Origin of the sequence: Agrobacterium tumefaciens (assembly GCF_005221385.1) — a bacterium.
GTDB lineage: Bacteria > Pseudomonadota > Alphaproteobacteria > Rhizobiales > Rhizobiaceae > Agrobacterium > Agrobacterium tomkonis.
In genome coordinates this window covers 906309-932855 of sequence record NZ_CP039903.1, presented here as the reverse complement: position 1 = coordinate 932855, position 26547 = coordinate 906309, and the positions used below count along the sequence as shown (strand labels likewise).

The 26547-nt window shown below is 58.1% G+C and carries 28 protein-coding genes and 1 tRNA gene; 13 read left to right on the top strand and 16 right to left on the bottom strand.

Going from position 1 to position 26547, the window contains the following annotated elements; all coding sequences use genetic code 11:
* Positions 1-327 precede the first annotated feature (327 nt).
* Both CFBP6623_RS04685 and CFBP6623_RS04680 read right to left on the bottom strand, forming a co-directional pair.
* Entirely contained in the window at positions 328-882 is a 555-nt protein-coding gene (locus CFBP6623_RS04685; RefSeq protein WP_046800347.1) for a dual specificity protein phosphatase family protein, read from the bottom strand.
* Positions 883-1020: 138 nt separating this feature from the next.
* On the bottom strand, positions 1021-1608 hold the full coding sequence (locus CFBP6623_RS04680; RefSeq protein WP_046800348.1) for a YqaA family protein: 588 nt from the start codon (positions 1606-1608) through the stop codon (positions 1021-1023).
* A 520-nt stretch (positions 1609-2128) separates the two neighbouring features.
* Between CFBP6623_RS04680 and CFBP6623_RS04675 the strand changes: the two genes are divergently transcribed.
* Positions 2129-2773 (top strand): exopolysaccharide biosynthesis protein, encoded by a 645-nt coding sequence (locus CFBP6623_RS04675; protein WP_046800349.1) that lies wholly within the window; start codon positions 2129-2131, stop codon positions 2771-2773.
* A gap of 4 nt (positions 2774-2777) precedes the next feature.
* On the opposite strand, the gene CFBP6623_RS04670 is transcribed toward CFBP6623_RS04675, so the two are convergent.
* The gene (locus tag CFBP6623_RS04670; RefSeq protein ID WP_046800350.1) at positions 2778-3053 is read right to left on the bottom strand and encodes a hypothetical protein; all 276 of its coding nucleotides are present in this window, start codon (positions 3051-3053) and stop codon (positions 2778-2780) included.
* Positions 3054-3229: 176 nt separating this feature from the next.
* Between CFBP6623_RS04670 and CFBP6623_RS04665 the strand changes: the two genes are divergently transcribed.
* Positions 3230-3304: transfer RNA gene (locus CFBP6623_RS04665), tRNA-Asn, on the top strand.
* A gap of 100 nt (positions 3305-3404) precedes the next feature.
* Here the strand turns inward: CFBP6623_RS04665 and CFBP6623_RS04660 are convergent.
* Positions 3405-3833 (bottom strand): DUF2934 domain-containing protein, encoded by a 429-nt coding sequence (locus tag CFBP6623_RS04660; protein WP_046798903.1) that lies wholly within the window; start codon positions 3831-3833, stop codon positions 3405-3407.
* A 171-nt stretch (positions 3834-4004) separates the two neighbouring features.
* Between CFBP6623_RS04660 and CFBP6623_RS04655 the strand changes: the two genes are divergently transcribed.
* The gene (locus tag CFBP6623_RS04655) at positions 4005-4244 is read left to right on the top strand and encodes a hypothetical protein (protein ID WP_046798902.1); all 240 of its coding nucleotides are present in this window, start codon (positions 4005-4007) and stop codon (positions 4242-4244) included.
* Between the two features lie 64 nt (positions 4245-4308).
* Here CFBP6623_RS04655 and CFBP6623_RS04650 read toward each other — a convergent pair whose 3' ends face one another.
* From CFBP6623_RS04650 to CFBP6623_RS04640, 3 genes are all read right to left on the bottom strand, one after another.
* Positions 4309-4752 carry a TIGR02594 family protein gene (locus CFBP6623_RS04650; RefSeq protein ID WP_080842170.1) on the bottom strand — a complete coding sequence of 148 codons (444 nt, stop codon included), beginning with the start codon at positions 4750-4752 and terminating at the stop codon, positions 4309-4311.
* A gap of 113 nt (positions 4753-4865) precedes the next feature.
* Entirely contained in the window at positions 4866-5423 is a 558-nt protein-coding gene (locus CFBP6623_RS04645; RefSeq protein ID WP_046798978.1) for a methylated-DNA--[protein]-cysteine S-methyltransferase, read from the bottom strand.
* A 134-nt stretch (positions 5424-5557) separates the two neighbouring features.
* The gene (locus CFBP6623_RS04640; protein ID WP_046798901.1) at positions 5558-5839 is read right to left on the bottom strand and encodes a DUF982 domain-containing protein; all 282 of its coding nucleotides are present in this window, start codon (positions 5837-5839) and stop codon (positions 5558-5560) included.
* Between the two features lie 188 nt (positions 5840-6027).
* Here CFBP6623_RS04640 and CFBP6623_RS04635 point away from each other — a divergent pair, with 188 nt between their 5' ends.
* The 4 genes from CFBP6623_RS04635 to sseA all read left to right on the top strand — a co-directional run bounded on the left by CFBP6623_RS04635 (position 6028) and on the right by sseA (position 10815).
* Positions 6028-7467 (top strand): cryptochrome/photolyase family protein, encoded by a 1440-nt coding sequence (locus CFBP6623_RS04635; protein ID WP_046798900.1) that lies wholly within the window; start codon positions 6028-6030, stop codon positions 7465-7467.
* A gap of 122 nt (positions 7468-7589) precedes the next feature.
* Positions 7590-8627, top strand: coding sequence for a cysteine synthase A (locus tag CFBP6623_RS04630; RefSeq protein WP_035217756.1), 1038 nt, complete (start codon positions 7590-7592; stop codon positions 8625-8627).
* Positions 8628-8639: 12 nt separating this feature from the next.
* Complete coding sequence (locus CFBP6623_RS04625; RefSeq protein ID WP_046798899.1) at positions 8640-9377, top strand: alanyl-tRNA editing protein; 738 nt, start codon at positions 8640-8642, stop codon at positions 9375-9377.
* Positions 9378-9393: 16 nt separating this feature from the next.
* The gene (gene sseA / locus CFBP6623_RS04620) at positions 9394-10815 is read left to right on the top strand and encodes a 3-mercaptopyruvate sulfurtransferase (protein ID WP_046798898.1); all 1422 of its coding nucleotides are present in this window, start codon (positions 9394-9396) and stop codon (positions 10813-10815) included.
* A gap of 157 nt (positions 10816-10972) precedes the next feature.
* On the opposite strand, the gene CFBP6623_RS04615 is transcribed toward sseA, so the two are convergent.
* Entirely contained in the window at positions 10973-11617 is a 645-nt protein-coding gene (locus CFBP6623_RS04615) for a dihydrofolate reductase family protein (RefSeq protein WP_046798897.1), read from the bottom strand.
* 53 nt (positions 11618-11670) lie between these two features.
* Positions 11671-12549 (bottom strand): DUF4344 domain-containing metallopeptidase, encoded by an 879-nt coding sequence (locus CFBP6623_RS04610; RefSeq protein WP_046798896.1) that lies wholly within the window; start codon positions 12547-12549, stop codon positions 11671-11673.
* 163 nt (positions 12550-12712) lie between these two features.
* Here CFBP6623_RS04610 and CFBP6623_RS04605 point away from each other — a divergent pair, with 163 nt between their 5' ends.
* The 3 genes from CFBP6623_RS04605 to CFBP6623_RS04595 all read left to right on the top strand — a co-directional run bounded on the left by CFBP6623_RS04605 (position 12713) and on the right by CFBP6623_RS04595 (position 15820).
* Complete coding sequence (locus CFBP6623_RS04605; protein ID WP_046798895.1) at positions 12713-13180, top strand: DUF1203 domain-containing protein; 468 nt, start codon at positions 12713-12715, stop codon at positions 13178-13180.
* A 99-nt stretch (positions 13181-13279) separates the two neighbouring features.
* A complete protein-coding gene (locus CFBP6623_RS04600) occupies positions 13280-13615 on the top strand; it encodes a PilZ domain-containing protein (RefSeq protein ID WP_046798894.1) in 336 nt (111 codons plus the stop codon).
* A 216-nt stretch (positions 13616-13831) separates the two neighbouring features.
* On the top strand, positions 13832-15820 hold the full coding sequence (locus CFBP6623_RS04595) for a bifunctional 2',3'-cyclic-nucleotide 2'-phosphodiesterase/3'-nucleotidase (RefSeq protein ID WP_046798893.1): 1989 nt from the start codon (positions 13832-13834) through the stop codon (positions 15818-15820).
* Positions 15821-15864: 44 nt separating this feature from the next.
* Here CFBP6623_RS04595 and CFBP6623_RS04590 read toward each other — a convergent pair whose 3' ends face one another.
* Positions 15865-16407, bottom strand: coding sequence for a DUF2087 domain-containing protein (locus tag CFBP6623_RS04590; RefSeq protein WP_046798892.1), 543 nt, complete (start codon positions 16405-16407; stop codon positions 15865-15867).
* A 376-nt stretch (positions 16408-16783) separates the two neighbouring features.
* Positions 16784-17752, bottom strand: a complete 969-nt coding sequence (locus tag CFBP6623_RS04585; RefSeq protein ID WP_062653701.1) for a LysR family transcriptional regulator — start codon at positions 17750-17752, stop codon at positions 16784-16786.
* Between the two features lie 148 nt (positions 17753-17900).
* Here CFBP6623_RS04585 and CFBP6623_RS04580 point away from each other — a divergent pair, with 148 nt between their 5' ends.
* Positions 17901-18518, top strand: coding sequence for an FMN-dependent NADH-azoreductase (locus tag CFBP6623_RS04580; protein WP_046798890.1), 618 nt, complete (start codon positions 17901-17903; stop codon positions 18516-18518).
* Between the two features lie 42 nt (positions 18519-18560).
* Here the strand turns inward: CFBP6623_RS04580 and CFBP6623_RS04575 are convergent, their stop codons facing one another.
* From CFBP6623_RS04575 to ilvA, 3 genes are all read right to left on the bottom strand, one after another.
* Positions 18561-19826: a GGDEF domain-containing protein gene (locus tag CFBP6623_RS04575; RefSeq protein ID WP_046798889.1), complete on the bottom strand. Its 1266-nt coding sequence runs from the start codon at positions 19824-19826 to the stop codon at positions 18561-18563.
* A 117-nt stretch (positions 19827-19943) separates the two neighbouring features.
* Complete coding sequence (locus CFBP6623_RS04570; protein WP_046798888.1) at positions 19944-20252, bottom strand: HlyU family transcriptional regulator; 309 nt, start codon at positions 20250-20252, stop codon at positions 19944-19946.
* Positions 20253-20325: 73 nt separating this feature from the next.
* On the bottom strand, positions 20326-21600 hold the full coding sequence (gene ilvA, locus CFBP6623_RS04565; RefSeq protein WP_080842658.1) for a threonine ammonia-lyase: 1275 nt from the start codon (positions 21598-21600) through the stop codon (positions 20326-20328).
* Between the two features lie 80 nt (positions 21601-21680).
* On the opposite strand from ilvA, the gene CFBP6623_RS04560 reads away from it, so the two are divergent.
* Complete coding sequence (locus CFBP6623_RS04560; RefSeq protein WP_167379153.1) at positions 21681-23138, top strand: TrkH family potassium uptake protein; 1458 nt, start codon at positions 21681-21683, stop codon at positions 23136-23138.
* A gap of 96 nt (positions 23139-23234) precedes the next feature.
* Positions 23235-23489: a heavy-metal-associated domain-containing protein gene (locus tag CFBP6623_RS04555; protein ID WP_003521591.1), complete on the top strand. Its 255-nt coding sequence runs from the start codon at positions 23235-23237 to the stop codon at positions 23487-23489.
* 307 nt (positions 23490-23796) lie between these two features.
* On the opposite strand, the gene CFBP6623_RS04550 is transcribed toward CFBP6623_RS04555, so the two are convergent.
* Positions 23797-25290 (bottom strand): ABC transporter substrate-binding protein, encoded by a 1494-nt coding sequence (locus CFBP6623_RS04550; RefSeq protein ID WP_046798886.1) that lies wholly within the window; start codon positions 25288-25290, stop codon positions 23797-23799.
* A 238-nt stretch (positions 25291-25528) separates the two neighbouring features.
* On the bottom strand, positions 25529-26539 hold the full coding sequence (locus tag CFBP6623_RS04545; RefSeq protein WP_080842172.1) for an ABC transporter ATP-binding protein: 1011 nt from the start codon (positions 26537-26539) through the stop codon (positions 25529-25531).
* Positions 26540-26547: the final 8 nt, after the last annotated feature.

Below are 26547 nucleotides of genomic sequence, written 5' to 3'. Positions count from 1 at the left end.
TCGGCTGTTTGCCGTTGGATGCGGCCTACCGGGCGAGGAGACCTTACCTTTGACGGACCCATGCCGTTGATGTGAGTGCAACGCGCACCTGCCGGCATCGCTCTCCAGCAAGATATCTCCGACAGATCGTGCGTTGCCGGTCAAGTCGATTACAGACCGGATCCTGGTCCGCTTTCCCACCACTCCGCCGCTGTCATGGCCTCGCCAATTCAGCGCGCCCTGCACCGAGAATCGCGCCCAGCCTGACCGCATTGGCAATCAAGACGTAACGCAAATCCCCTTGCCGGGAACGATCCATGATTTACGCAGGATTGGCCTGAAGCGCCCTCAGAACTCGTTCGACGCGATGGCGAAGTCGTCGGTGACTGGCATGTGCTCCACATTCTCCCAGGTTCTGTCCATGGCATAGGTTGCCGAGAGATAGGGGATGCCGATGTGGCCGTAACGCACTGAAAGCTGGCTTTCCGCCTCCTTTTCGCCGAGACGCGCAACGCGGCTGAGATAAAGAGCGGTGGCGAGGCCCGTCCGGTCAGCGCCGGCCTTGCAATGGATGAGGATAGGTTTCGGCGCATCGCGCATGATCGCAACGAGCTGGTTGACCTGATCCATGTTGAGTTCCTGGCTGGCCGACATGCCGAAATCGATGTGCTTCAGCCCAAGCTCGCGTGCTGTTTCGACCTCACCCCGGTACCAGGCCTGGGATTCATTCGGTCCGCGCAGGTTGATAACCGTCTTGATGCCGTGATCCTTGGTGTAGCGCACAAGCTCTTCATTGCTCGGTTGGTTGGAGCGATAAAGCTGACCGGCCACGACCTCGTGAAAATTGCCGAGAAGCTGGATGGCGTAGAGATATCCGCCTGCCGCAAGCACAACAAAGCCCATGCCCCCAAAGGAGCACTTCCAAAATCTTCGCATAATAAAACGGTTCCCTTACTCGACAAGAGAACCGATACAGACGGATTCTGACAGCAAGCTGAAAGTTATGCGACAGTATTGTAAGAGTAGAAAAATTGCGTTCGATCAACGCACGAAAACGTAAACCGCATAGACCGCGATGAGCGCCGCGGCTGCCGCCGCCGTGATGACGCCGAGGCGTTTTTCGATGAAATGGCGCACTGAATCACCGTATCTCTGCAGCAATCCGGCAAGGATGAAAAAGCGGGCGCCACGCGTGACGACGGCTGAAAGAATGAACAGGCCGAGGCTGATATTGGCCGCGCCTGATAGGATCGTCACCACCTTGATCGGCGGCAGGTGCGCAAGCCCCGATGTCACCAGCAGGAGCACGATGGTTTCGTAGTCCACCGAGTTCTTCAGGTGCTCGAAACTGTCGAGCTTGCCGTAAAATTCAAGAATGGGCCGCGCGATGCTCTCGAAAGCATAATGGCCGAGAAACCAGCCGGCGATGCCGCCGAGGACCGAGGCGACAGTCGCCACAAACGCATAAAACATCGCCTTTTTCGGCTTGGCCAACACCATGGGCAGGAAAAGCACATCTGCGGGCACGACGAAGACGGAGCTTTCCACAAAAGCGACGATCGCCAGCCACCATACGGCGGTTTTGCGCGCCGCAAGCGCCATTGTCCAGGCATAGATGTTTTTCAGCATGTCATGTCCCCGGGGAAGAGTGTGGAGAAAAGTCAAGGCGGGAGCGCCGAGGCATCTCAGCAGTGATTTACGCGATTTACGACGGCGCGCAGCGGACCGAGAAGAGCCAGCGCCGCAGCAGGATTAGACACAACGCAAGAGAATGGCAAATGTTGGAAGAATTATTTTTGCATCGCAAAAAATGGGAAATACCAGCGATTCCAGCCCACACCGACAGTCGGTTGCTGCGATGCGAAATTTCACCCTGCGGTAGATAAACTCGCCTTTTTGCTGTAGAATAAGAGATGTAAGAAGTGGAGGAAGTTATCATGGACTATGTAAACTTCATTACGTCGATCAACCCGGTGATACTCGCCATCCTGCTGGTGGTTCTTCTCGCCGGCGCCTATAGCCACTGGGTTTCGCACTAATAAAGCGAGAGATACGACGAACCATGACCATGCCGGTTTCTATCGGCGATAGGCATGTGGACTGATGAATGTTATCAAACCCGGAGTTAAAACAACTTCCGGGAAGCGGCATGACGAACGAATTCGCATTCACTGATACGTCTGAAAAGCTCAGCACCACGCTGGAGAAGCTTATAGGCAAATTGCAGGGCCAGACGATCACGTTGCGCGAGCTGATGGAAGCGATCGGCGAACAGGGCCTGTTGCTCATCTGCGCAATTGCGTCCCTGCCCTTTCTCATTCCGGTCTCCATTCCCGGCGTCAGCACGGTATTCGGCGCGGCAATCATCCTCGTCAGCCTCGCGATCACGCTGAACCGCCTGCCATGGCTGCCGGCCAAGATTCTCGACCGGCAGATGGAGACGGCAAAACTGGTGCCGGCGCTTCAAAAAGGTGTCGCCATCGTTTCCAAGCTTGATGGTTTTATTCGTCCGCGTGTACCGGCGCTCACCACCGGCATCGTCGCCAACAGAATAAACGGTCTGGCGCTGATGACTGCGGGCGTATTGCTGATGATGCCGCTTGGCTTCATTCCCTTTTCCAACACCCTGCCCGGTGTCGCCATCCTGCTTTTGTCCGCAGGCATGATTCAGAGAGACGGCGTGACCGTGCTGGGTGGTTATCTGTTTCTCGGCCTGACGGCGATTTATTTCGCAGCACTTGCCTATGCCGCCTTCTGGGCCGGACAGGGCATCAGCAGCTCGATCGGCGGATAAGCGCCTACCGATCCCTGTCACGGGCTTCGCGGCGGTTCTGTCGCGACGCCCACCAGACCGCAAGCCTTCGCCGCCTGCGGCGCACCGCCGGCAGATCGTGCGAGAGTACGACAAGACCGAGCGGAATCATCCAGAAACCGAGAACGGGCAAAAACCCCAACGTTCCGCCAACCACCAGAGCGGAGCCGGTGGCGATCCTTCCAACCCGCGAACGCGGCATGGCAAGGCTCCATTTTCCGACATGGAGGCGACCCGTCTTGTGGTTCATTCCGAATTTCATTCCATCCTGCCCTTCAGCGTCTGGCCTGTGGATAATTTTTTGACCGTCAATAAGCCCGGAAAATCGGGACTTCAGAGGGATAAAACAAGAGGAATGCGTTTTTTTTGAAAAAACCGCTTGGCAAATCGGAAAAGCATTTGTATTACCCCGCTCACACCGCGCCAAGCAGCGCACGTTCCCTGGTAGCTCAGCGGTAGAGCATTCGACTGTTAATCGACAGGTCGCCGGTTCGAATCCGGCCCGGGGAGCCATTTCTCTCAAAAACATGTTTTGAAGAGCGAAGTGCAGCTGCATTCGCCCTGTCCGGTTCGTGGCATTTTTCGCCCAGCTGACGAGTGGGCCTTCCGGCAATCAGGTCTTCTTGACTGCGCGCTTCGTTGCCTTTGCAGCGTTGGTGAGCGCCGGCGGATCGCTGGCCGGGAAACTTTCTTCAAGGCTTTCCGTGAGATCGTCGACTTTGTCCTTGCCCGTCGACTTCTGCTCCTTCTCAAGCGACTTTACCGCCGGGGATTTGGCCTTTGCTGCCGGAGCCTTCTTCGCTGGCGTTTTCTTCGCAGGCGCCTTGTCGGTCGATGTCTTGTCCGTCGATGTCTTGTTCGTCGATGACTTGGCGGCAGCGGATTTTTTCACGCCGGTCTTGCCCGCGGTCTTTGCGGCACCGGCGGAAACTTCCCGTTCAGCCTCGATCCAGTGGCGCTCATGATGCCCGTCAGGCTTGCCTTCCTTCTCCCATATTGCGCGCGCTTTTTCACGGATTGCGGCTTCGCGATCATGGCTCATAACGGGCCTCCCTCTTTGCGTTGCACCGGTTTTGATTGTGCCACTGAAAAAACAGAAAAAGCCAGACTTTGTTCCTCACAGACCGATCGCGATCGAGCATTTCTTCGAAAAAGGGAACCGTCATGGATGCGGGATCGTTTGCTCAGCAGAACCCCCGCAGGAGAATTATTCATGAGCACCCCGAAAAAGCCGAAGAACGAACCGCTCGATATTCGCGACGAGGATGTGGCGCGTTTCGAAACCGACAGCGAACTCAAATCCAAGGACAGTGAGATTTATCCGGATGAGACGATGAACCTGCGCGCCCGACGGCAGGCTGCGCGCCAGCATGAGGATGCCTTCATCGTTGCCACCGACCTGGAGGACGATGACCAGCGCGACGCCGCTCCCGGCACCAGGGAGCAGCCATAGGCCCCTTAAAAACGGATAAGGCGGGTCATGGCCCGCCTTTATAAGAATAAATGATGTCTGGTCTTCAACGGCGAACGGAGACGATGGCCTTGCGGTTGAAATTGGATACCTGCACCCGGCCAGACTGGTTGCCGCCGAGGATCTGGGCGGTCTTGCCGCTCATGCTCTTCAAAATCCCGGCATGATAACCGCGGCCGTTGCGGATGACGACGATATCGCCGGGCTTGGCCTGGCCGACGGGAACGGCGTAACCGAAAGACGTCCAGGATTTCGCAAATCCGTAGGATTTCGGAGATTGCCGGCCGGCCTTGCTGGCGACGGCATGCAGGAAAAGACCACACCAGGGGGTGCTGCGGGGGTTTGCCCCAAGAATATTCTTCAGGCTCTTGTTGTTTTTGGACTCATGCAGCCCGGTGTATTTTTCTGCCTGGTTCAGCATGCCGGCAGAGGCCGGCGCCACGACTGTAAAAGCCAAGGCAGCGGATAGAATTAACGCGGATACTCTCAAACGTCTCGCCCTTATGTTGGAGGGCGTCCGTGTATTGTGACAATTTAGCGACAATTTGACGAGAAATGGGCAGAAATCAGACGCCTATTCATGCGGCCTGATCTGTCATTGCTTCAAAACAGGCTGCCCTGCGCCTCATCGGCACGGTTGCGACCGGCATTTTCGAGATCCAGCATGCGCAATTTGGTGGTGGTTCCGCCCGGTGCGGAGAAGCCGCCCAGCCGGCCGCCGGCCGCCAGAACGCGGTGGCAGGGAATGATCAGCGGCACCGGGTTTTTCGCCATCGCCTGCCCGACATCCCGGGCCTTTTCCATGCCGAGACCGAGGGTCTTTACGATGCCGCCATAGGTCGTCGTGTCACCCCAGCCGATCTGCCTCGCAACCTTGTAGACATCGAGAAAAAACCGTTCCTGCCCGGCGAGATCCAGTTCGACAGGGGTAAAATCGATCGCCTCACCACTGAAATAACGGGTGATCATCGCGATGACCTCACGCGTACGTGTGTCGGGAACCGCAATCGTGGACGACGGAAAACGTTTAAGGAGAAGCTTTTCGGTTTCCCCTGCGTCAGCACCGGGTAATTGCAGACGGGCGATGCCGCGCCCTGCCCATGCAAGGCCGCAATGGCCGAGCGCGGTTGGAAAAACAATATAGCCGTAATGGTTGGTCATCGCATTCATTCATCCGCTTCGGGCGCACACGATGCCATATCCTGCGTCCGAAACAACCCGTTTCCTGATCGTGAAAAAAACAAGGCCACCCGGTTCGGCGGGTGGCCTTTTCCATGCCAGTCCTGAAAAACAGCTCAGGATGCGATTTTATTCTGCGTCTCCGCCCTGTCCTCCATCAGGCATTGCGCCTGCCGGCTGGCCGCAACGAAGGCCGTGCGGGCGATTTCACCCGCCACGTCACCCATCAGCGAGGCGCGGCACAGACGCAGCGCCTGCTCGTGCGCCTTGTCGCCGCGTTCGGGCCATTCGTGCTGGAGAAAATCGAAGGCTTCGTAAACGCCGTTGAAAATCCGGGGAGCACCGTTTTCAAGGGAGATGGTAACGGGCTTTTCCCACTTAACGTCTTTCAGCAACATTGATTGCACTTCCATGCTCTATTAACCCGCGACAAACGCCGGCTCCTCCAGTTGGTTCCCTTCACCTGCCGTTTCAAGGGCGAAAAAATAACCCTCGATAAACCATGTGCCCCATCTTTCCATTCTAGCCGATTTGCGGAACAAAGCGTTTCAACACTCGTTCAAGCGGAAGTGAACCGGGTTCTTTCATGCCGATAACAGCCTCCCCCGTCATCGTCTGGTTCCGCAAGGATTTGCGCCTTTCGGACAATCTTGCCCTTCTCGCAGCTGTGGATCACGGCGGTCCCATCATCGCCCTCTATGTCAGGGAAAAATCCTCAGGGCCGCTGGGCGGTGCGCAGGAGTGGTGGCTTCACCATTCGCTGGCCTCGCTTTCCGCCGCGCTGGAAAAAACCGGCAACCGCCTTCTGCTTTTAAGTGGTGATGCCGAAAAGATGCTGCGGCAGCTGATATCGGAAACCGGCGCAGACGCGGTATTCTGGAACCGTCGGTATGATCCGGCCGGCATGGCCACGGACAAGGTGTTGAAACAGACGCTGCGCAACGATGGCCTGACAGTCCGCAGCTTTTCCGGCCACCTGCTGCATGAGCCATCGCGGGTGCAAACGAAATCCGGCGGCCCCTACCGGGTCTATACGCCCTTCTGGCGGGCGCTGGAGAGTGGCGAGGAGCCGCATGCCCCGGCGGAGACGCCAAAGAGCCTGAAGGCGCCGAAGACATGGCCGACATCTGAAAAACTCGATGACTGGAAGCTGTTGCCGCCCAAGCCGGACTGGGCGAAACACTTCAGCGATATCTGGGCGCCCGGCGAAGACGGCGCGCAGGAGAAACTTGGCGACTTCATCGATGGCGCCCTGAAGGGCTATGAAGAAGGCCGCGATTTTCCGGCAAGGGACGCGACCTCGATGCTTGCACCGCATCTGGCCTTGGGTGAAATATCGCCCGCCAACGTCTGGCACGCGACGAAGGGGCTTTCCCGCCACATCGCCTCAAACGATATCAGCCGTTTTCGCAAGGAAATCGTCTGGCGGGAGTTCTGCTATCACCTGCTATTTCATTTCCCCGAACTGGACGAGAAGAACTGGAACGACAGTTTCGACGCCTTTCCCTGGCGGGACGACGAGAGGTCCTTCAAGGCCTGGACGCGCGGCATGACGGGATATCCAATCGTCGATGCCGGGATGCGACAATTGTGGCAACACGGCACCATGCACAACCGGGTGCGTATGATCGTAGCGTCCTTCCTCATCAAACACCTGCTGATCGACTGGCGGAAGGGCGAGAAATGGTTCCGCGATACGCTTGTCGATGCCGATCCGGCCTCCAACGCCGCCAACTGGCAATGGGTGGCGGGTTCGGGGGCGGATGCCTCGCCGTTTTTCCGCATCTTCAACCCCATACTACAGGGTGAGAAATTTGACGGCGATGGCGATTATGTGCGCCGTTTCGTGCCGGAGCTTGAAAAGCTCGAGCGGAAATACATCCACAAGCCATTCGAAGCGCCGAAGGAGGTGTTGAAAAAGGCGGGCATCGAGCTTGGCGAAACCTATCCGCTGCCGATCGTCGATCATGCAAAGGCACGAGAAAGAGCGCTTGCCGCCTATGCTGCGGTGAAGAACAGCGCATAAAATTGGGTATCGGCAAAATTTTGCGTGGCTAAGCCAAAGCCGGGAAGATAATTTCTTGCCTTGAGGCGGTTGTAACGGGACATAACGGCACCTAATTTCCGCTCAGACAAGAAGGCTCAATCATGACCATTCATCCCTCTGCGCTCAGTGCTATCGGCAACACGCCGCTCATCCGTCTGAAAGCCGCCTCTGAAGCGACGGGGTGCGAAATCCTCGGCAAGGCGGAATTCCTCAATCCCGGCCAGTCGGTGAAGGATCGCGCCGCCCTTTACATCATCCGCGACGCCGAACGGCGCGGGCAGCTGCGCCCCGGCGGCACCATCGTGGAAGGCACGGCCGGCAATACCGGCATCGGCCTGTCACTGGTCGCCAATGCACTCGGTTACAAGACTGTCATCGTCATTCCCGAGACGCAGAGCCAGGAAAAGAAGGACGCGCTGAAGCTTCTCGGCGCCAAGCTGGTCGAAGTTCCGGCAGCGCCCTATTCCAACCCGAACAATTACGTCAAGGTCTCCGGTCGGCTGGCGAAACAGCTTGCCGCGACGGATGAGAACGGCGCGATCTGGGCCAACCAGTTCGACAATATCGCCAACCGTCAGGCCCACATCGAAACGACTGCACCCGAAATCTGGGACCAGACGGATGGCAAGGTGGATGGTTTCATTTGCTCGGTCGGATCAGGCGGAACGCTGGCGGGCGTGGCCGACGGTCTGCGCGATTTCAATCCTGACATCAAGATCGGCCTTGCCGACCCTGAAGGCGCCGCGCTTTACGAGTTTTACAAGCACGGTGTCCTGAAATCCGAAGGTTCCTCCATCACCGAAGGCATTGGGCAGGGCCGTATCACCGCCAATCTGGAAGGTTTTACGCCCGACTTTTCCTATCGTATTTCGGATGCGGAAGCGCTTCCGGTGCTGTTCGATCTGGTGACGAAAGAGGGACTTTGCCTTGGCGGCTCCTCCGGCATCAACATTGCCGGCGCAATCCGCCTTGCCCGCGAGCTTGGTCCGGGGCATACAATCGTGACCATACTATGCGACTACGGTAATCGTTATCAGTCGAAGCTGTTCAATCCGGATTTCCTGCGCTCCAAGGGGTTGCCTATTCCGCAGTGGCTGGCGACGAAAAGCGAGATTGCGGTTCCGTACGAAACCGTTTGAGGACATGCCGAAATGCCTGTGAATGCCCTGTTCCGTGACGATTTTTATCTTTCCACCGTAGAAGCGATCGTCACGGCGGTGCATGAGGATGGCGGCATAGAATTCGACCAGACCTGCTTTTATGCGACGTCCGGCGGCCAGCCCGGCGATAGCGGCTTTCTCGAGCGGGCTGATGGGTCGCGTATCGAACTCGGCGTCACCAAAAACGGCGCCGACAAGAGCGTCATCATCCATGTGCCGCTCGAAGGCCAGCCTTTTCCTGAAGTCGGCGAGAAGCTGACCCTGCATGTGGACTGGCCGCGCCGCTACAAGCTGATGCGCATGCACACGGCCTGCCACCTGCTCTCCGTTGTCTGCCAGTGGCCGATCACCGGCGCGGCGGTCGGTGAAGACGAATCGCGTGTCGATTTCGACATGTCGGAAACCATCGACAAGGATGAGGTGACGGCAAAGCTGATGGCGCTGGTGAAAGCCAACCATCCGGTCTTCCTGCAATGGATCACCGATGAGGAACTTCAGGCCAATCCGGGCATCGTCAAATCCAAGAATGTGCGCCCGCCGATGGGCCTTGGCCGGGTCAGCCTCGTCTGCATCGGCGAAAATTCCAGCATCGACAGCCAGCCCTGCGGCGGCACCCATGTTTCCGAAACGCAGGAAGTAGGCGATATTCACATTGCCAAGATAGAAAAGAAGGGCAAGGAGAACAGGCGGTTCCGCATTCGTTTCGGCGCGCCTGAAGCTGTTGCCTGAGATCGGGAGAAACATCGTGAGCACGGATAAGAGCCGTTTCGTCGTTTCGGCGGACTGGGTGGAAAAACAGCTTGGCACAGCCCGGTTTCGTCTCGTTGATGCCTCGTGGTATCTGCCGGCGCACAAGCGCAATGGCGCGGAGGAATTCGCGGCCGGCCATCTGCCCGGCGCTGTCTTCTTCGATCAGGACAAGATCGCCGATCATACCACCGGACTGCCGCACTCCCTGCCCTCACCGGAGTTCTTTGCGCAGGAGGCCGGCGAGCTTGGTCTGAGCGAGAATGATACGATCGTGGTCTATGACGGCCCCGGTTTCTTTTCCGCACCGCGTGTCTGGTGGATGCTGCGGGTGATGGGCGTGCGCAAGGCCTATGTGCTGGATGGCGGCCTTGATGGCTGGAAGCGCGAAAGCCGGCCGCTTGAAACCGGAACGCCGGAGATCGAACCCGCGACCTTTACACCTGACTTCAGCGAGAAACGCGTGACATCCCTATCGACCATGCGCGGCATCGTCGATAGCGGCAATAAGCAGATTGCCGATGCCCGTGGCGCGGGGCGTTTCACCGGTGATGAGGCCGAACCGCGTGCCGGCATGCGCTCTGGCCATATGCCCGGCGCGCGCAGCCTGCCTGCCACGGCCTTTTCGGAGAATGGCCACTTCAAGGACCTGACCGCGATCCGCAAGATGGTGACTGACGCCGGCATCGATCTCGGCAAGCCGGTCGTGACGAGCTGTGGCTCGGGCGTTACCGCTGCCGTCATTACGCTGGCGCTGGAATCCCTCGGCCATCAGGATAATTCGCTTTATGACGGTTCCTGGTCGGAATGGGGCGGTCTGGAAGACACGCCTGTCGCCACCGGCCCCGCCGAACCTGTTCCCGTTGTATCGCATGGGCCTTTGAAGGCGCATGTGACGCAGCTGGAAATGACGACGCCGCCGAAGGTCAGCCTGCCGATCCCCGTCAACATCCAGACGGCACTGATGCGGGTCACCGATATTCCCCTGCATTTTTATCGCTATCTTTACTGGCGGGTGGGGAAACGCTGGCACTGGCAGAAACGCATGCGCATGAGCGATGCGGAACTGTCAGCCGTCCTCAAGGACCCCAAGAACAGCGTTACGGTTCTTTACATGAACGGTGCGCCCGCCGGTTTCTTCGAACTGAACAAGGCGAGCGACGAGGTGACGGAGCTTTCCTATTTCGGCCTGCTCGAAGAGGCGATTGGTGCTGGCGTCGGCAAATGGTTTCTGTTGCAGGCGCTTTACGCCGCCTGGCAGGATAATCCACAACGGGTGACAGTGACCACCAACACGCTCGACCACCCGCGCGCGCTGCAACTTTACCAGATGATGGGCTTCTCGCCCGTCGGCACCTATGAGGCCTGGGTGGAGCCGCTGTCCGACACCGAGCTTCTGGAAATTTCGCTGCGTAATTGAGTACCGCATTGAGAGCGACGCGTGCCATTCTCCGATAAGGAGTGTCTGGTCCCCACTCCCTCATTCCTGTGCTCATCCCAGGAATGAGGGTGGAGGCATCCGTGGGCGCGGCAAACTGCTCCGCGATGTCTCTGAAAATACTTAAACGGCGCAGCATTCATGCCTTGTCGACAATCAGATGCGTAGCGCCCTCGCCCGCCACGGTTCCGGTAGAGCGGTAGCCGAGCGCAGGCAGGTCCATTCCCTCGAACAAATGTTCACCCTTGCCGAGAAAAACCGGGGCGATCGCCAGATGTAATTCATCGATCATGCCCGCAGCCATATATTGCCGGATGGTGGAAACACCGCCGCCGATGCGCACGTCCTTACCATCCGCCGCTGTTAGCGCCATGTCGAGCGCCGCCTCGATGCCGTCGGTCACGAAATGAAACACCGTGCCGCCCTTCATCGTGAAGGACGGGCGCGCATGGTGCGTCAAGACGAAAACCGGAACATGATAGGGCGGCTCGTCGCCCCACCAGCCCTTCCAGCTTTCATCCGGCCATGCGCCGCGCACCGGCCCGAACATGTTGCGTCCCAATATCCATGCGCCGATATTTGCGAAGCTCTTTTCGGTAAAATCCTCATCCGTACCGGTCGAGCCGCCCTCCTTTCCGAACATGCGGTGAAAGGTGCGGGTTTTGACCGCCCATTGATGCAGCGCTTCGCCGTTCACCCCCAGCGGGTTCTGGAGACTCTGGTCCGGTCCCGCGCCATATCCGTCAATCGAAATGGCGAAATTGCGAACGACAACCTTCGGCATGGCACGCTCCTCCCATTCGGCAGGGCCAGATCGCCAGCGTCCGGCAATCGACCTCAGATTTCCCGTTCCAGATTGACCGCCGTCGGAATTTGCCCACCGGCAGCGCCCTTGTCTTCCGTGACAGTGTTCAGAAGATGATCGGCAATCAGCTCCGCCTGGAATTTACCAAGCTCATAACAATAGGTGATCTCACGCTTTTCAGCCGACCAGTAGACATCAGGACGCCCGCAGGTCCTGGCCGTGAGCTTAACGTCACCCTTCAGACCGTAAGCGCCGAAACTGCGGCTGATGAGATCGAGAACCTTCGATTCCCTGATCATGATGGCGTAGGCTTCAAGCTCGGGATCGCGCGGCGGCATATAACTGACAATGAATTTGGACGGCGTCTGGCTGCGATGCGGGCTCAGAAAATTCTCCCAGGTCGAAGCGACGCGCGGATAGGCGGCGGCGCACTTGTCGAACTCGGCGTTGTCCAGACCCATCATGGCGGCGAGATCGCCATAACCATCCTTGTCGCGGCCGACCATCAGGCAGGCCATGTTGCGGTCACGGCTTTTCTCGGGAACGAGCGCGGAAAAGACCGGTGCTTCGTGCTCGGGCAAGGTTTCCGCCTCGCGTCCGAGATACCAGCTATCGGTGGCGTTGACGAGCGCGGTATCGAGCCATTCCTCGTTGGCCTGGAGAATGAGCGTGCCCGCCAGCTGGTCGGCCGGGGCCTGCACGCTGCCGGTCTCCACGGTTCCGAAATCCGAAATCAGCATGCGCGCGCCCTCGTGGTAAAGCGAGAAGATCGCGTTGCCGATGACGAAATTGACCGCCTGCTGCAACTGGTCGTCGGACAGGCCATCGAGACCGGCGGCAGTCTGTGCCTGAGCCGGGGCCGTCAACGAAACAAAAGCCAGCGGAACGGCGGCCAGAAAACGACGCAACATAAAATCAGACCTTCCGGGAACGAGGAGCGTCACTGATTCCCGATGCAAACGAGTCATGCAATGGGCTGGTTGCATCACCTGTCAAGAATCGGGTGGATAGCACTCGGTTTGGAGATCATAGCTGCAAAGAAGCAACGCCGATCCAAACCAGAAAGAACCCGCCATGACCGATCTCGCCTTTATTGCAATGCCGGCTAATGAAGCCGAAGCCTTCCGGGCAGGAGCTGCGGACGCCTATGGCAACCCGCCGGAACGGAGCGTTTCTCCTGGAGGCATGCCCTGCCGCCATTGTCTTTCCCAGATTGGTGAAGGCGAAGGAATGCTGATCCTCGCCTACCGGCCGTTTCCGTCGCTGCAGCCCTATGCGGAAACGGGACCTGTGTTTTTGCATGCCGAAGCCTGCGAGCGCTACCCGCAAACGGAGACCCTGCCGCCGATGCTGAACAGCCCGGATTATATCGTGCGCGGATATGGCGCCGACAACCGCATCGTCTATGGCACCGGCGCAGTGACGGCGACGGGCGATATCGTGTCTCGCGCACGACATCTTCTGGAGCGCGCTGACGTTGCTTATGTGCATGTCCGTTCCGCCCGCAACAATTGCTATCAGTGCCGTATCGCCAAAGCATAATCACAGCATTGTCTAGAATTTTAACCGAACAACTAAACGGGTCTCAAACTTTTACAGCTTATTGTGCCCGTATCGGAAACAATTGATTTGAGCAGCAAAATGGCAAACAACCTCAATATGGCGACCCGCACCGCGCCGCGCAGCAAGACCAGGATTTTTGCGACCGTGCATTATTTCAGCCAGTCGACCAGAGCCCGCGTCCTTGATCTCTCGGCGACCGGCATGGCGCTTGAGCTTGATGGGCCTTTCGCTGCCGCCAAGGGCAGCCGGGTCAAGGTGCAGAGCGAGGATCTGGGCTTCATCGAAGGCGTCGTGCAATGGCAGCACCAGAACCGCCTCGGCCTGCAGCTGAAGCTTTCCACCAACACGCTGGCGCAGCTCTCCTCCTATTTCCGCTTCTTCCATGAAGAAGTGAAGCCGACCCTTGCCCGCTGATCTTCTCTGCCTGAAAGCCGGAATGCGCTGCCCGGAAGGAGCGCATTCCCCGATGTGGAAGCGTGTGCATCGCACTCCAATGACAAAAAATTTATCAAACGGTTGAAAACGGACCTATCTGTCACCGGCTTGTCATTTTGGTGATGGACTCCTCGGCGATTGCTTCTACCCTGTCCGCTTCTCAAGACAGAGCAAGCTTCATCCGAAGGAGTTCCCATGTCGCCGCTTCTCGCTCTCCACCCCATCACCCGCCGTTCGCTGCTCGGCGGCATTGCGGCCTCTTCGGCGCTGGTGCTGCTGCACCCCTTCGCCGCCCGCGCCTCTGCCAATCAGGCGCATCTGCGCATCATGGAAACGACAGATATCCACGTCCACGTCTTTCCCTATGATTATTACGCCGACAAGCCGAACGACACGATGGGTCTGGCGCGCACTGCCTCGATCATCGGTGCCATCCGCGCCGAGGCCGGAAACTCGATGCTGGTGGATAATGGCGACTTCCTGCAGGGCAATCCGCTCGGCGATTACATCGCCTATGAGCGCGGCATGAAGGCCGGCGACAAGCATCCCGTGATCAATGCCATGAACGTGCTGGGTTATGATTGCGGCACGCTCGGCAACCACGAATTCAATTACGGCCTCGACTATATGTCGAACACGCTGGCCGGCGCCGGTTTCCCCTTCGTCTGCGCCAACCTCACCAAGGGTCAGCTGGCGTCGGACCCCAAGCAGGACGAGCTGTTCTTCAAGCCTTATATCATTCTTGAAAAGCAGATCCGCGACGGCGGGGGCGTCACCAGCCCGGTCAAGGTCGGCATCATCGGCTTCGTGCCGCCGCAGATCATGATGTGGGATTCCAAGAACCTCGAGGGCAAGGCCCAGACACGCGACATCGTCGAGGCGGCCAAGGCCTGGGTTCCCGCCATGAAGGAAGAAGGCGCCGATATCGTCATCGCCCTTTCCCATTCCGGTATCGACGGCAAGGGCCAGAGCGATCGCATGGAGAACGCCTCACTTTATCTGGCGGGCGTCGAAGGCATCGACGCGATCTTTACCGGCCACCAGCATCTCGTCTTCCCCGGTCCGAAGACCTGGGACGGCATAGAGGGTGTTGATGCGGTCAAGGGCACGCTCCTGGGCAAACCGGCGGTGATGGCCGGTTTCTGGGGTTCGCATATGGGCCTTATCGACCTGCTGCTCGAAAAGGACGGCAAGAGCTGGAAGATCGTCGATTTCACCTCTGAAGCAAGGCCGATCTATCACCGCGATGACAACCGCAAGATCGTTGCCGACTTCACCGACAAGCCGGAAGTCATCGCCGCCGCCAAGGCCGATCACGAGGCAGCCCTCGCCTATGTGCGCCGCCCGGTCGGCAAGACATCTGCCCCGCTCTATTCTTATTTCGCGCTGGTGGCCGATGATCCTTCCGTGCAGATAGTCTCCAACGCCCAGACCTGGTACATCAAGGACATGCTGAAGGAAGGCCAATATAAGGACCTGCCTGTGCTTTCGGCAGCAGCCCCCTTCAAGTCCGGCGGGCGCGGCGGCGCGGATTATTATACCGATGTCCCCGCCGGTGATATTGCTATCAAGAACGTCGCCGACCTCTATCTTTACCCCAACACGGTGCAGGCGGTGCTGATCAATGGTGCGCAGGTCAAGAACTGGCTGGAGATGTCGGCGGGCATGTTCAACACGGTCGAGGCCGGCGCGAAGGATGCACCGCTGCTGAACGCCGATTTCCCGTCCTATAATTTCGACGTCATCGACGGTGTCACCTATCAGATCGACATTTCCAAGCCGGCGAAGTTCGACAAGGATGGCAAGGCGGTCAATCCCGACAGCAACCGCATCGTGAACCTTGAATTCAACGGCAAGCCGATCGATCCCGAACAGAAATTCGTGGTGGCCACCAATAATTACCGCGCCGGCGGCGGCGGCAAGTTCCCGGATATCGCCGCCGACAAGGTGATCTTCGTGGCGCCCGACACCAACCGCGATGTGATCGTGCGCTATATCATCGATCAGGGCACCATCAATCCGTCCGCGGATGCCAACTGGTCGTTTGCGCCGGTTGCCAATACCTCGGCAATCTTCGAAACCGGCCCGAAAGGCCGCCATTATGCGGCTGACATCAAGGGCGCAAAGATCGAAGATGCCGGCGACGGCGCGGAAGGTTTCGCAAAGTTCCGTCTGGTTCTTTAAAGACGGTAGCCCTCCCGGCGAAATATCGCCGGGAGGGTGTTTCTTCAGTCGCGGCCTTTCACGATAAGCAACAGCAGCGGCAGCTCCATCGGCGGCTTCTGCTCGATGCGTTGGTAATCGCTACCATCGCGGTTGCGGCGGATGAGCTTCAGGCCGACCATGTCGCGACGCAACATCGCGGCATCGCCAAACAGATGCAGATCATTCAGGAAGCTGCTGAATTCCCGTTCGGAAAAACTGCGCCCGGCGGGAATTTTCGCCCATAGGTACCAGAGGCACAGTTCCTGCTGGGAGCGACGCGCAGGCCATTGCATCAGCCTGCCGGCGGCATCGAAAATCCGCGCGGTCTTCAGCACCCTGCCCTCATTGGCAGCTGGCATTGTCTGCGGCGACGGATGGCTGCTTTCGGCGGATGATGTGCGCGCGGCGCGCAGATGCTGGAAATTGCGGAACCCGGCTGCCCGGCTGAGAAGATTGAGCATCTCCACATGGCTTGGCTGGCGCTCCAGCCTGCCGATCTGTTCGCGAACGGATTTGGCAAAGGTCGAGAGGTCGGCGATATCAATGGAAAGGATCGAACGTGGCATGACTTATCCTCGCGTGCCATTCCGAAGAGGTGTCGCTGATCGCCGACTTCCGACAAGGCACGGGATAAGTGCTGTCAATTGCTCAATATGCAGGTTTAGCTTCCCTTTCGGGACGGCGATGCCTCGGTGAACTGCTGACCGTGGTTAGGTATAGGCAGACCGTTCGTTGCCGTCAATTGGCCCTGTGGTGGTGTAACGCGAGGTTGCCGCCCGTTTCTTCTCCCCGTGGGGGAGAAGGTGGCCCGAAGGGTCGGATGAGGGGGCAACGCCAGCGATAGACCGCACCCTTTCCCCCCTCATCCCGCTGCCGCGACCTTCTCCCCGGCGGGGAAAAGAAGCTCGCGGCACCCGTTCGCTCCACATGCAATAGCCAATGTCACTCAGCGGCGACAGCAATATCCCTTTGCTTGTTCGCGGCAAGCATCCCATTGAAATCCTTATGCTTCGGACAGGCCGCGAGGCGTTCCTGAAATGCCTCGGCAAGCCATTGACCCGCAGGACCTGCGGGTGAATCCACCCGCCGCAATGCAAAGAGCGGATATTCACCCTGTTCATAGGCCTCGAGTTCAAGTGCCTTCAGGCTGCCATTGGTCAGGTCATTACGGACGATCGATGCGGGCAGGCCGCCCCAGCCCAGACCACCCTTGATCAGCTGGTATTTCGTGGCGATATCGCTCACCCGCCATGTCTTGTAGGAGAGCACATTAAAATCGCGTCCTTTGGTGAGGCCCGAGGCATCGGTGACGACGAGCTGGACCTCTTCACGCACATCCGCCAGGGTCAGCGGCCGCTCGATCTGCGCCAGCGGATGATCGGCAGCGACGACCGGCAGCATGAAGGAATGGCCGACTTTTTCCACGACCAGCTCATCATCCTGGCGCATCAGCGCACCGCCGATGCCGATGCCCGCCTTGCGGGAGAGCACCATCTCCATCACCATACCCAGCTCGCCGACATTGAGGCTGAGGGTGACGGTGGGGAATTGCTCGCGAAAATCCCGCAGCACGGCAACAACGGCTTCTGCCGGAACCATGGTGCTGATGGCGACGGAAAGCTCCGCTTCAAGCCCCTGCTTCAGCCCCTTGGCGCGGGCGCGCATTTCCTGCAGGCCGGCGACGATGCGCCTTGCATCCTCCAGCATGGCGCGGCCTTCATCCGTCAGCTTCGGCTGGCGCACGCCGCCGCGCTCGAACAGGGTGACTTCAAGCTGCGCCTCGAGATTGGCGATGGTATAGCTGACAACCGACTGCGCGCGGTTGAGCGCCCGCGACGCAGCGGAGAAACTGCCGGTCTCGGCAACGGTCAAAAATACCTGCAACTGGTCGAGTGTGGGGTTCGCGTCCATGTCCCATCCATTTCATCGATAGATTGCTTCCACATTATCACAGTTTTCTTGATGGCAGCAATTTTCCATATAGGGGCAAAGGAAGGGCATCGTGCTCTCCCGCCCTCCCAAGGCGCCCGTCAATTCATCGCATATGCAAGGAAAGACCATGTCCAACATTCTGCTCATCACCTCCAGCCCGCGCGGCGACGAATCGGTTTCGAACAAGTTTTCCGGTGAACTCGCGAGCAAGCTGAAGGCCAAGTCGGCGGCGAATACCCTTGTCCACCGCGATCTCGCCGCCGATCCCATTCCGCACCTCGACACCGTCAAGACGGCTGCAATCCGCAAGCCGGCCGACCAGCGTACGGCTGAAGAAGCGGTTGCCGCTGAATATTCCGACAAGCTGGTTGCCGAGCTTATGGCCGCCGACACCGTCGTCATCGGCACCGGCCTCATCAACTTCAACATCTATTCCGGCCTGAAGTCGTGGATCGACAATGTCGCCCGCGCCGGTCAGACCTTCCGCTACACCGAAACCGGCCCGGAAGGCCTCGCCAAGGGCAAGAAGGTCTATATCGTACTCGCCGCTGCCGGCGTTTATTCCGAAGGCCCGGCCGTATCGATGAACCATGCCGTTCCTTACCTCAAGACCGTTCTCGGTTTCATGGGCATGACCGATGTGGAAGTGATCTATGTCGAAGGCCTGGCATTCGGCCCGGAAGCCGTCGAGAAGGCCATTGCCGCCGCCGGCGCCAAGGTTGCCGAGCTGGCACAGGCCGCCTGAAGCATAGAGAATGGCAGGCTGATGCCGGCTGGATTGCCGGTCTCAGCCAACCCACATTCCGAAACGGCCGTGGACCTGATCCCGGCCGTTATTTTTTGCTGCATACAGCCGCGCATCGGCCTCCGATAAAAGCGCGCGGAAAAGCTGGCCGTCCTCAAAGGCAGTGGCGACGCCAATGCTGACCGTCAAAGGCGAACCGTCTGGGCGGCGCAGATCCGCCAGGATCGCCACCCGCAGCCCCGCGGAAAACGCAAGCGCCGCCTCATGCGCCATTGCCGGCAGGAGTGCAACGAATTCCTCGCCACCGAAGCGGTATAGATGTCCATGCGGCTGTACGCTGCGTTTCAGCACGGCGGCAAATTCCCGCAATATCTCATCACCCTGCAGGTGGCCGAAGGTATCGTTGACGGTCTTGAAATGATCGATATCGACGATCAGCACGCTGACCGGCCGCTGTTTCTCCAGACATTCCACGACGACCGACGGCGCATCGAGTTCCATGCGGGCGCGGTCGGACACACCTGTCAGCATGTCGCGGCCCGAGCGGGACAGAAGCTCTTCATAACGCTCTCTGAAAGTGAGATCGTTGAAAACATCAGCAACGCTGCGGCGTGTCAGGAAACGCCCCTTGGTCGATGTCAGACCGAGATAGAGGGCGAACAAGGCCGAATAGATGCCAACCGCGACCATCTTCGCCTTCCAGCCATCGTAGAAGACATTGACCGGCGCATCGAACAGATATCGCAATGCCCCGTAAAAAGCAGCCTGATCAAAGCTTAAAATGACGACGCCACAGATCGCAAAGCGCAGCACGATGTGGCGCTGCAAATACCGCCCCAGCTTTTCGTAAAGCAGGATGATGGCGATGGCATCGACATAGAGAATGCTGGTGCCCCAGACCATCAGCACGCCCACCTCATCAAGAAAACCGGTATTGACCGACTGTCCGGGGACGATCGCCACCGTCTGATGAAACCGGATGATCTGCGCCATGATGACGGTCAATATATTGCCGAGAAGCAGACCGTAGATCGGCTGGCGCACGACCGCCGCATCCTCGCGCATATAAAGCATGAGGATCATCATCAATTTGCCGGCAAAGAGGATGGAAGAACCCGGCGAGGCCACGCCGAAAGGCAGGCCGACATAAAAGACGGCGGCCAGATAGGTTTCCATGAAATGCATGACGCCCAGCGCGGTGAGAAAAACACCGATGCCGAGAATATGCCGGTAATGAAGGAATGCCGTCATTACCGAAAAATAGACGATGGCCTCCGTAAGGAAGAGGGCCAGATTTGCCCATTGCATCGGCACACGCCCTATCGATCCACATCACGCCGGTCTATCGGCGCAACTCCATGCCCTTCAAGGACGATAGGCCTAAGCAACCAACGGAATCTTAATTTAGAGAGTAAGAAAACGTCATCATTTTCCTGGGAAAAGCGATGAACCGTTCTGGTCGATGATCAGCTTCGCCTTGCGGATCGTGAACTCCACCGCATCATCCATGCTGCTGAAGACATCGGCGCGCACGAATTCATGCACCAGCACTTCCTCGCCAGCCTTTTTCTCGATGCGGCCGGCCAAGCGGAACTGGCCGCCTTCCTTCAACGGCGTCGCATAGATCAGATAGTCGCCATGCGCATGCGGCTCCGCCTGCACCGTCTTCTGCGGTGCGTCGGACGGCTGGCCAGAACCGAAGGCCGAAAGGATTTTGGAAAAAAACGATGCCATGGTTTTCACTCCCTGATCTATATCGTGTTTGAAGGGCGGATATGCCCCGCCCTTCCCTGCCGTTCTTGCCCGATCAGATGATCAGGTTCGACAGGATGTCGTTTTCAGTAATATCCTCATAACCAAGGCCTGCGGCCTCAAAGCGCTCCAGAAGCCCTGCGAAGTTTTCCTGCGCGTTGGTTTCGATACCGATCAGGATCGAGCCGAAATTGCGGGCCGATTTTTTCAGATATTCGAAACGGGCGATATCGTCGTCCGGGCCGAGCAGGTTGAGGAAATCACGCAGCGCGCCGGGGCGCTGCGGCAGACGCAGGATGAAATATTTCTTCACGCCGGTGTAACGCATGGCGCGTTCCTTCACATCCGGCAGGCGCTCGAAATCGAAATTGCCACCGGAAACGACGGCGATAACCGTCTTGCCTTCCAGCCTCTCGCGGCCAAGCTTTTCGAGCGCGGAAATCGCCAGCGCGCCGGCGGGTTCCAGCACCACGCCCTCAAGGTTCAGCATTTCAATGATCGTCACGCAGATGGCATTTTCCGGGATGAGCATGACCTGCTCGGCCGGAAAATCCTTCAACGCCTTGAAATTCAAATCGCCGATGCGGGCGACGGCAGCGCCATCAACAAAATTATCGACCTTGTTCAGCGTCACCGGTTCGCCGCGTTCAAGGCTCTTTTTCAGGCTCGGCGCGCCTTCCGGCTCGCAGAACACGAAGTTCTCCTTACTGACAGTGCCGGCGAGGAAACCCGTGAGGCCGGCCGAAAGCCCGCCGCCGCCAACCGGCATGACGACGATATCAGGCTTGGTGCCTTCCGGAAGCTGGTCCATGATCTCGGCGGCGACCGTCGCCTGACCCTCGATGATATCCTCGTGGTCAAACGGCGGCACCATGTAACCGTCATTGTCCTGCACGTGTTGACGCGCGGCTGCATAGCACTGGTCGAATATATCGCCCACCAGCCGGATTTTGATGAATTCTCCGCCAAAGATGCGGGTCTTTTCGATCTTCTGCTGGGGTGTGGTGACCGGCATGAAAACGACGCCGTGAACGCCGAAATGGCGACAGGCGAAAGCAAAGCCCTGGGCGTGGTTGCCGGCGGACGCACAGACGAAAACCTTGTCCTTGCCGGCCTTGGCCACCGCCTTGCGGAGAAAGTTGAATGCGCCTCTAATCTTGTAGGAACGAACCGGGGACAGATCTTCACGCTTCAGCCAAATCGACGCGCCATACCGACGGCTGAGATGTTCATTCAACTGCAACGGCGTTTCCGGGAATATTTCCCGCACTTCCCGCCGCGCTGCTTCCACAAGCTGCTTGTCCACGATAGTCAATCCATTGAAATTCATAATGGCACCCGCTATGCCATAGGAAGGCGTCGGAGACAAAGACTCATTTCAGCGCGGCCACGAACTCTGGGTTTCATTTCTTGAACAGCAACCTTCTGCGCTCGGTCATATACGTTTCGTCCATCTTCGGGCTTTACATGGCGACGGCCATGTTCCTTCCCGCGCTGACCGACCTTTATTACGGCAATGACGACTGGATGGTTTTTGCGCTGTCGGGTTTCATGTGCGGCGGCTTTGCGCTTGCCTGCGCGCTTGCGACGCGCGGGCCGATTGCCGCCTTCAACAAGCGTTTTGGCTTCCTGCTCGTCAATATTCTCTGGCTGGTCTTTTCCATCGTCGGGGCGGTTCCGCTTTATTTGTCCGAACTCAACCTGACGCTTGGCCAGGCCCTTTTCGAATCCATTTCCGCCATCACGACGACGGGATCGACCGTTATTGCCGGTCTCGACAACGCGCCGCAGGGCATCCTGCTCTGGCGCTCGCTGCTGTGCTGGCTGGGCGGCATCGGTATCGTCGCGCTGGGTCTCTTCATCCTGCCGCTGCTGCGCGTCGGCGGCATGACCTTCTTCCGCATGGAATCCTCCGATACCGGCAACGACCGGCCTTTCGCGCGGCTGGCGAGCTTTACCCGCGCTTTCGTGGCGATCTATATCATCATGACGCTGGCCTGCACGGTTGCTTACGACTTTGCCGGCATGTCGCATTTCGATGCCCTGAACCATGCCATGTCGACCGTCGCAACCGGCGGGTTTTCGACCCATGACGCATCTTTCGCCTATTTCAACAACACGGTGCTCCTGTGGATCGCCACCGTCTTCCTGATCTTCGGCAGCCTGCCCTTTTCGGTGATGATCCTGCTTGCCGTGCGCCGCCGGCTGGAGACGCTGCGCGATCCGCAGATCGCCGTCTTCCTCGGCTACCTCTGCGCGATTTCGATTGCAGTCGGCGTTTATCATCACCTTAGAAACGGCGTGCCGCTGGATGACGCGCTCAGCCATTCCTTCTTCAACATGACATCGATCCTTTCCACAGGCGGTTTCGCCAGCGACGACTATACGCTCTGGGGTCCCTTCGTCATCATCGTCGCTTTTTTTGCGACCTTCATGGGTGGCTGCTCCGGCTCGACGGCTGGCGGCATAAAGGCGTACCGGTTCCTCATCATGTTCAACGTGGTGCGGGCCGGGCTGAAAAAGCTGATCTATCCGAATGCCGTTTATTCGGTCCGTTACGGACAGCAGATCGTTGATCCGGATACGATCCGGACGATTTTCCTGTTTGTCAGCTGTTTCATTGCGCTGTGGATCGCCGGCAGCCTCGCCATGAGCCTGATGGGATATGATTTCCTCACCGCCACCTCGGCCGTTGCGACATCGCTTGCCAATGTCGGCCCCGGCATTGGCCCGATCATCGGCCCGGCGGGAAATTTCTCCACGATCAGCGACCCCGCGCTTTATCTCCTCTCGGTGATGATGCTGCTCGGACGTCTCGAAATCCTGACGGTTCTGGTGCTGCTGATGCCGATTTTCTGGAAGAATTGAGATCGTTGATCCTGCGTGAATAAAGCGCTTGACCTTCCCACGTTGGAATAGTCCAGGCTCTCCCTGTTACGAATTCCAACCAAGGAGAACCGCCCCATGTGCACCGCTCACCAGCATCACGCCGAAACCACCACGGCACCGGTTGATGCCGATCTTTCTTTCCATGTTGAAGACATGACCTGCGGTCACTGCGCCGGTGTGATCAAGGGTGCGATCGAAAAGACCGTTCCCGGTGCCGCCGTGCATGCCGATCCGGCAAGCCGCACTGTTGTCGTCGGCGGCGTTTCAGATGCTGCACGTATTGCTGAAATCATTACCGCTGCAGGCTATACGCCGGAAGCACGCGCCTGATCTGAAAAGACACCGGCGGCGCTTTATCCCAGCAGCCGCCGGATCGCTCTACCCAGCTTCACTCAAATTCTGTGACAGCCCTTGGACGACATATGTATTCGTCCCCCTCGCCTCCCGATAGGGCAGATGCCCTCTCCCTTCGACAGGGACGACGGTGGAGGTTTTCCCGATGTTAATGACGTAAATCATCACATACCGTCATCTGGGCCATCAGCCGAAATGCGGGAGGAGAAGTTCTCCGATTTACCATCAAAAAGACCCGGCTCTTGCGAGCCGAGTCCCTCTTCATCGACAATATCGCGCCAGATTACTTGGTCGCCAGATCCTTGGTCATGACAAAGTAGTTGAGCGGATGGGGTTTGTAGTTCTCGAGCTTGGCCGAATAGGCATCAAACACCGTCTCATGGATCAGAAAGACGGAGACGGCTTCGTCGTAAATCTTCTGCGCCGCCTCGCTGTAAATGGCATAGCGCTTGGCGGGTTCGGCCGTCGCGTAGGCGGATTTGATCAGCTTGTCGGTCGCCTCATTGCAATAATGCGAGATGTTGTAGCTGCCGCCGCAGGTATAGTCGGCATTCAGGAAACCGGCCGGTTCGGCAACATCCGTGGCATAACCGCGCGACAGGAGTGCCATATCGAACTTGCCGGCCAGAAGGTCGGGTTCGATCGCACTGTAATCGGCAACACGGACATCAACCTTGATGCCGAGTTCCTGCAGTTGCGCCTGGATGATCGCCGCGACATCCTTCAGTTCCGTCTTTGCCGTATAGGCAAGCAGCGTCACCTTCAGGCTGCCGGGCGCAATGCCCGCTTCCTTCAGCAGATCCTTGGCTTTTTCCACGTCATAGGCGGGTTTGGCCTCCTTTGCAGCCCATGGCTCACCCGATGCAAAGGGCATGGCGGCGCCTTTCACCGCACCTTCATAGATGCTGTCGGCGATGCCCCCCGTATCGATGGCGGCCTGGATCGCCTGCCGCACCTTGATATTGTCGAAAGGCGGCCTGGAGTTGTTCAGCAACAGTTCCGTGATGCGGGGCGACGGGATAGGCGCGACCTTGACGCCGTCGGTCGATTCGATGGTCTTGACGGTCCATGGCGGAACGAGGCGCGAAATCTGTGCTTCCCCGGTTCTTGCCTGGGTGGCGCGGGTGTCGGCATCGGGCACAAAATTCACGCGGCCGCCCGCAAGTTTCGGCATGCCACCCCAATAATCATGATTGGCAGTCAGCATCATATGCTGGCTGGGATCGACCTCCGTGATCTTGAAAGGTCCGGTACAGGTTCCGACTGGATCGACCTTGCCATCCTTATAGGCCGATGGCGCAAGAATGGAGGTGGCAGGGCTCGCCATCTGCGCGGGCAGCAGCACCGATGGCTCGATCGTGGTTATCTTCACGGTATCATCGCCGCCCGCTTCGACGCTAGCGATCAGCTTTGGTGAAAAGGCACGGGCCGGAACCGGTGCCTGCAAAAGATTGGAGAGCGCATTGACCGCGGCCTTGGCATCCAGCGCTTCGCCGTTCTGGAACTTGACGCCCTTGCGTAGCTTGAATTCCCATACCTTAGGGCCGGTCTGCGCCCAGGATTCAGCCAGACTCGGCTCCAGTTTCATGTCGTAGCCGACACGTATCAAGCTTTCGAAACAACCCGCGCGAGAGCCGAGATAGGCATCGTCGGACGCCATCTGCCAGCCGGTCTTCACCCCGAAATTATCGTCATAGGTAATCGTGCCGGCCTTGGCTGCATCGGCTCCAAACGCAGTCACGATGGCGCATGTCGCCAAAAGTGCGTGCTTCATCATGGAATATTCCCCTTTTATTTTTGATGATAACGCTCACAATTCACTTATTTTCATAAAATTGCCGATTAAATTTCCTCAAGTCATAAGACAAAAGAATATCCAGTGGATATTCAACGAATATCCATCTGAATATCATTTATTTTATTGCGCTATACTCGGAATTTAATTCCGATATTAAACCTCAGACACACGATTCATCTGTTTTTACCAAAGCACAAAACCGCAACTGCTTCGTGCTTCAACCCCATTCACGCCAATGGTGACAACGGGCGAAATGCTCACCCGCAACGCCCTCCAGCACCGGCTCCTTTTCACTGCAAATCGGCGTCGCATATTTGCAGCGGGTGTGAAATTTGCAGCCGCTCGGAGGATTGAGCGGGCTCGGCAAATCGCCGTCGAGCAGCATTTCAGGCGCATAAAGGCCGGTTTCATCCAGCATCGACGAAGCGATCAAAGCCTTGGTGTAGGGATGTTTCGGCGCACGAAAAAGCTCTTCCCGATCGGCGATTTCGACGATCCGCCCGAGATACATCACCGCGATGCGATCGCAGAGATAACGCACAACACGCAAGTCATGGGAAATCATCAGAACCGTCAAACCATGGCGGCGTTTCATGTCCATCAAGAGGTTGAGTATCTGCGTGCGCATGGAAGCATCGAGCGCCGAGGTCGGCTCGTCGCAGACAAGGAAGCTTGGATTGAGCAGGAGTGCGCGCCCGATGACGACGCGTTGCAACTGCCCGCCGGAACACTGGCTCGGATAACGGTCGAAAAACGATGAATCGAGACCGACTTCCTCCAGCATCCTGAACACACGCGCGGTGCGTTCCTCACGGTTGCCGATGCCGTGCTGGGCCAGCGGCGCTTCCATGCTCTGCCCGATGCGCATGCGCGGATCAAGCGCGGAATATGGGTCCTGAAACACCAGCTGCACGATCCGGCGCATGCGCCGCAGCGTCTCGCCCTGCATGTGCAATATGTCGTGGTCGCCGATGCTGACCTCGCCTTTGGTCGCGTGGGTCATCCGGGTGATCAGCCCGGCGACAGTGCTTTTACCGCATCCGGATTCGCCGACAAGGCCGAGCACTTCTCCTTCGCCGATGGTCAGGGACACATCGTCGACTGATTTCACCACCCGGTGACCGAGGCCGGATATCGGATAATATTTGCAGAGGTTCTTCGCCACCACATAGGGGTGAGTGTCACTATCGGCGGATGGCGGGGTCTGTTTTACAGCTGTCAATTGCATCGTCCCCT

Excerpts from the sequence above, each read along its gene's own strand:
- CFBP6623_RS04655 (WP_046798902.1), top strand. The coding sequence starts at position 4,005 with ATGAGCACCCCGAAAAAGCCGAAGAACGAACCGCTCGATATTCGCGAC.
- CFBP6623_RS04610 (WP_046798896.1), bottom strand. The coding sequence starts at position 12,549 with ATGTTGCGTCGTTTTCTGGCCGCCGTTCCGCTGGCTTTTGTTTCGTTG.
- CFBP6623_RS04680 (WP_046800348.1), bottom strand. The coding sequence starts at position 1,608 with ATGCTGAAAAACATCTATGCCTGGACAATGGCGCTTGCGGCGCGCAAA.
- CFBP6623_RS04555 (WP_003521591.1), top strand. The coding sequence starts at position 23,235 with ATGTGCACCGCTCACCAGCATCACGCCGAAACCACCACGGCACCGGTT.
- CFBP6623_RS04575 (WP_046798889.1), bottom strand. The coding sequence starts at position 19,826 with ATGCAATGGGCAAATCTGGCCCTCTTCCTTACGGAGGCCATCGTCTAT.
- CFBP6623_RS04675 (WP_046800349.1), top strand. The coding sequence starts at position 2,129 with ATGACGAACGAATTCGCATTCACTGATACGTCTGAAAAGCTCAGCACC.
- CFBP6623_RS04570 (WP_046798888.1), bottom strand. The coding sequence starts at position 20,252 with ATGGCATCGTTTTTTTCCAAAATCCTTTCGGCCTTCGGTTCTGGCCAG.
- CFBP6623_RS04595 (WP_046798893.1), top strand. The coding sequence starts at position 13,832 with ATGTCGCCGCTTCTCGCTCTCCACCCCATCACCCGCCGTTCGCTGCTC.
- CFBP6623_RS04615 (WP_046798897.1), bottom strand. The coding sequence starts at position 11,617 with ATGCCGAAGGTTGTCGTTCGCAATTTCGCCATTTCGATTGACGGATAT.
- CFBP6623_RS04585 (WP_062653701.1), bottom strand. The coding sequence starts at position 17,752 with ATGGACGCGAACCCCACACTCGACCAGTTGCAGGTATTTTTGACCGTT.
- CFBP6623_RS04640 (WP_046798901.1), bottom strand. The coding sequence starts at position 5,839 with ATGTTGCTGAAAGACGTTAAGTGGGAAAAGCCCGTTACCATCTCCCTT.
- CFBP6623_RS04550 (WP_046798886.1), bottom strand. The coding sequence starts at position 25,290 with ATGATGAAGCACGCACTTTTGGCGACATGCGCCATCGTGACTGCGTTT.
- CFBP6623_RS04685 (WP_046800347.1), bottom strand. The coding sequence starts at position 882 with ATGGGCTTTGTTGTGCTTGCGGCAGGCGGATATCTCTACGCCATCCAG.
- ilvA (WP_080842658.1), bottom strand. The coding sequence starts at position 21,600 with ATGAATTTCAATGGATTGACTATCGTGGACAAGCAGCTTGTGGAAGCA.
- CFBP6623_RS04590 (WP_046798892.1), bottom strand. The coding sequence starts at position 16,407 with ATGCCACGTTCGATCCTTTCCATTGATATCGCCGACCTCTCGACCTTT.
- CFBP6623_RS04600 (WP_046798894.1), top strand. The coding sequence starts at position 13,280 with ATGGCAAACAACCTCAATATGGCGACCCGCACCGCGCCGCGCAGCAAG.
- CFBP6623_RS04580 (WP_046798890.1), top strand. The coding sequence starts at position 17,901 with ATGTCCAACATTCTGCTCATCACCTCCAGCCCGCGCGGCGACGAATCG.
- CFBP6623_RS04630 (WP_035217756.1), top strand. The coding sequence starts at position 7,590 with ATGACCATTCATCCCTCTGCGCTCAGTGCTATCGGCAACACGCCGCTC.
- CFBP6623_RS04625 (WP_046798899.1), top strand. The coding sequence starts at position 8,640 with ATGCCTGTGAATGCCCTGTTCCGTGACGATTTTTATCTTTCCACCGTA.
- CFBP6623_RS04605 (WP_046798895.1), top strand. The coding sequence starts at position 12,713 with ATGACCGATCTCGCCTTTATTGCAATGCCGGCTAATGAAGCCGAAGCC.
- CFBP6623_RS04635 (WP_046798900.1), top strand. The coding sequence starts at position 6,028 with ATGCCGATAACAGCCTCCCCCGTCATCGTCTGGTTCCGCAAGGATTTG.
- CFBP6623_RS04645 (WP_046798978.1), bottom strand. The coding sequence starts at position 5,423 with ATGACCAACCATTACGGCTATATTGTTTTTCCAACCGCGCTCGGCCAT.
- CFBP6623_RS04660 (WP_046798903.1), bottom strand. The coding sequence starts at position 3,833 with ATGAGCCATGATCGCGAAGCCGCAATCCGTGAAAAAGCGCGCGCAATA.
- CFBP6623_RS04545 (WP_080842172.1), bottom strand. The coding sequence starts at position 26,539 with ATGCAATTGACAGCTGTAAAACAGACCCCGCCATCCGCCGATAGTGAC.
- CFBP6623_RS04670 (WP_046800350.1), bottom strand. The coding sequence starts at position 3,053 with ATGAAATTCGGAATGAACCACAAGACGGGTCGCCTCCATGTCGGAAAA.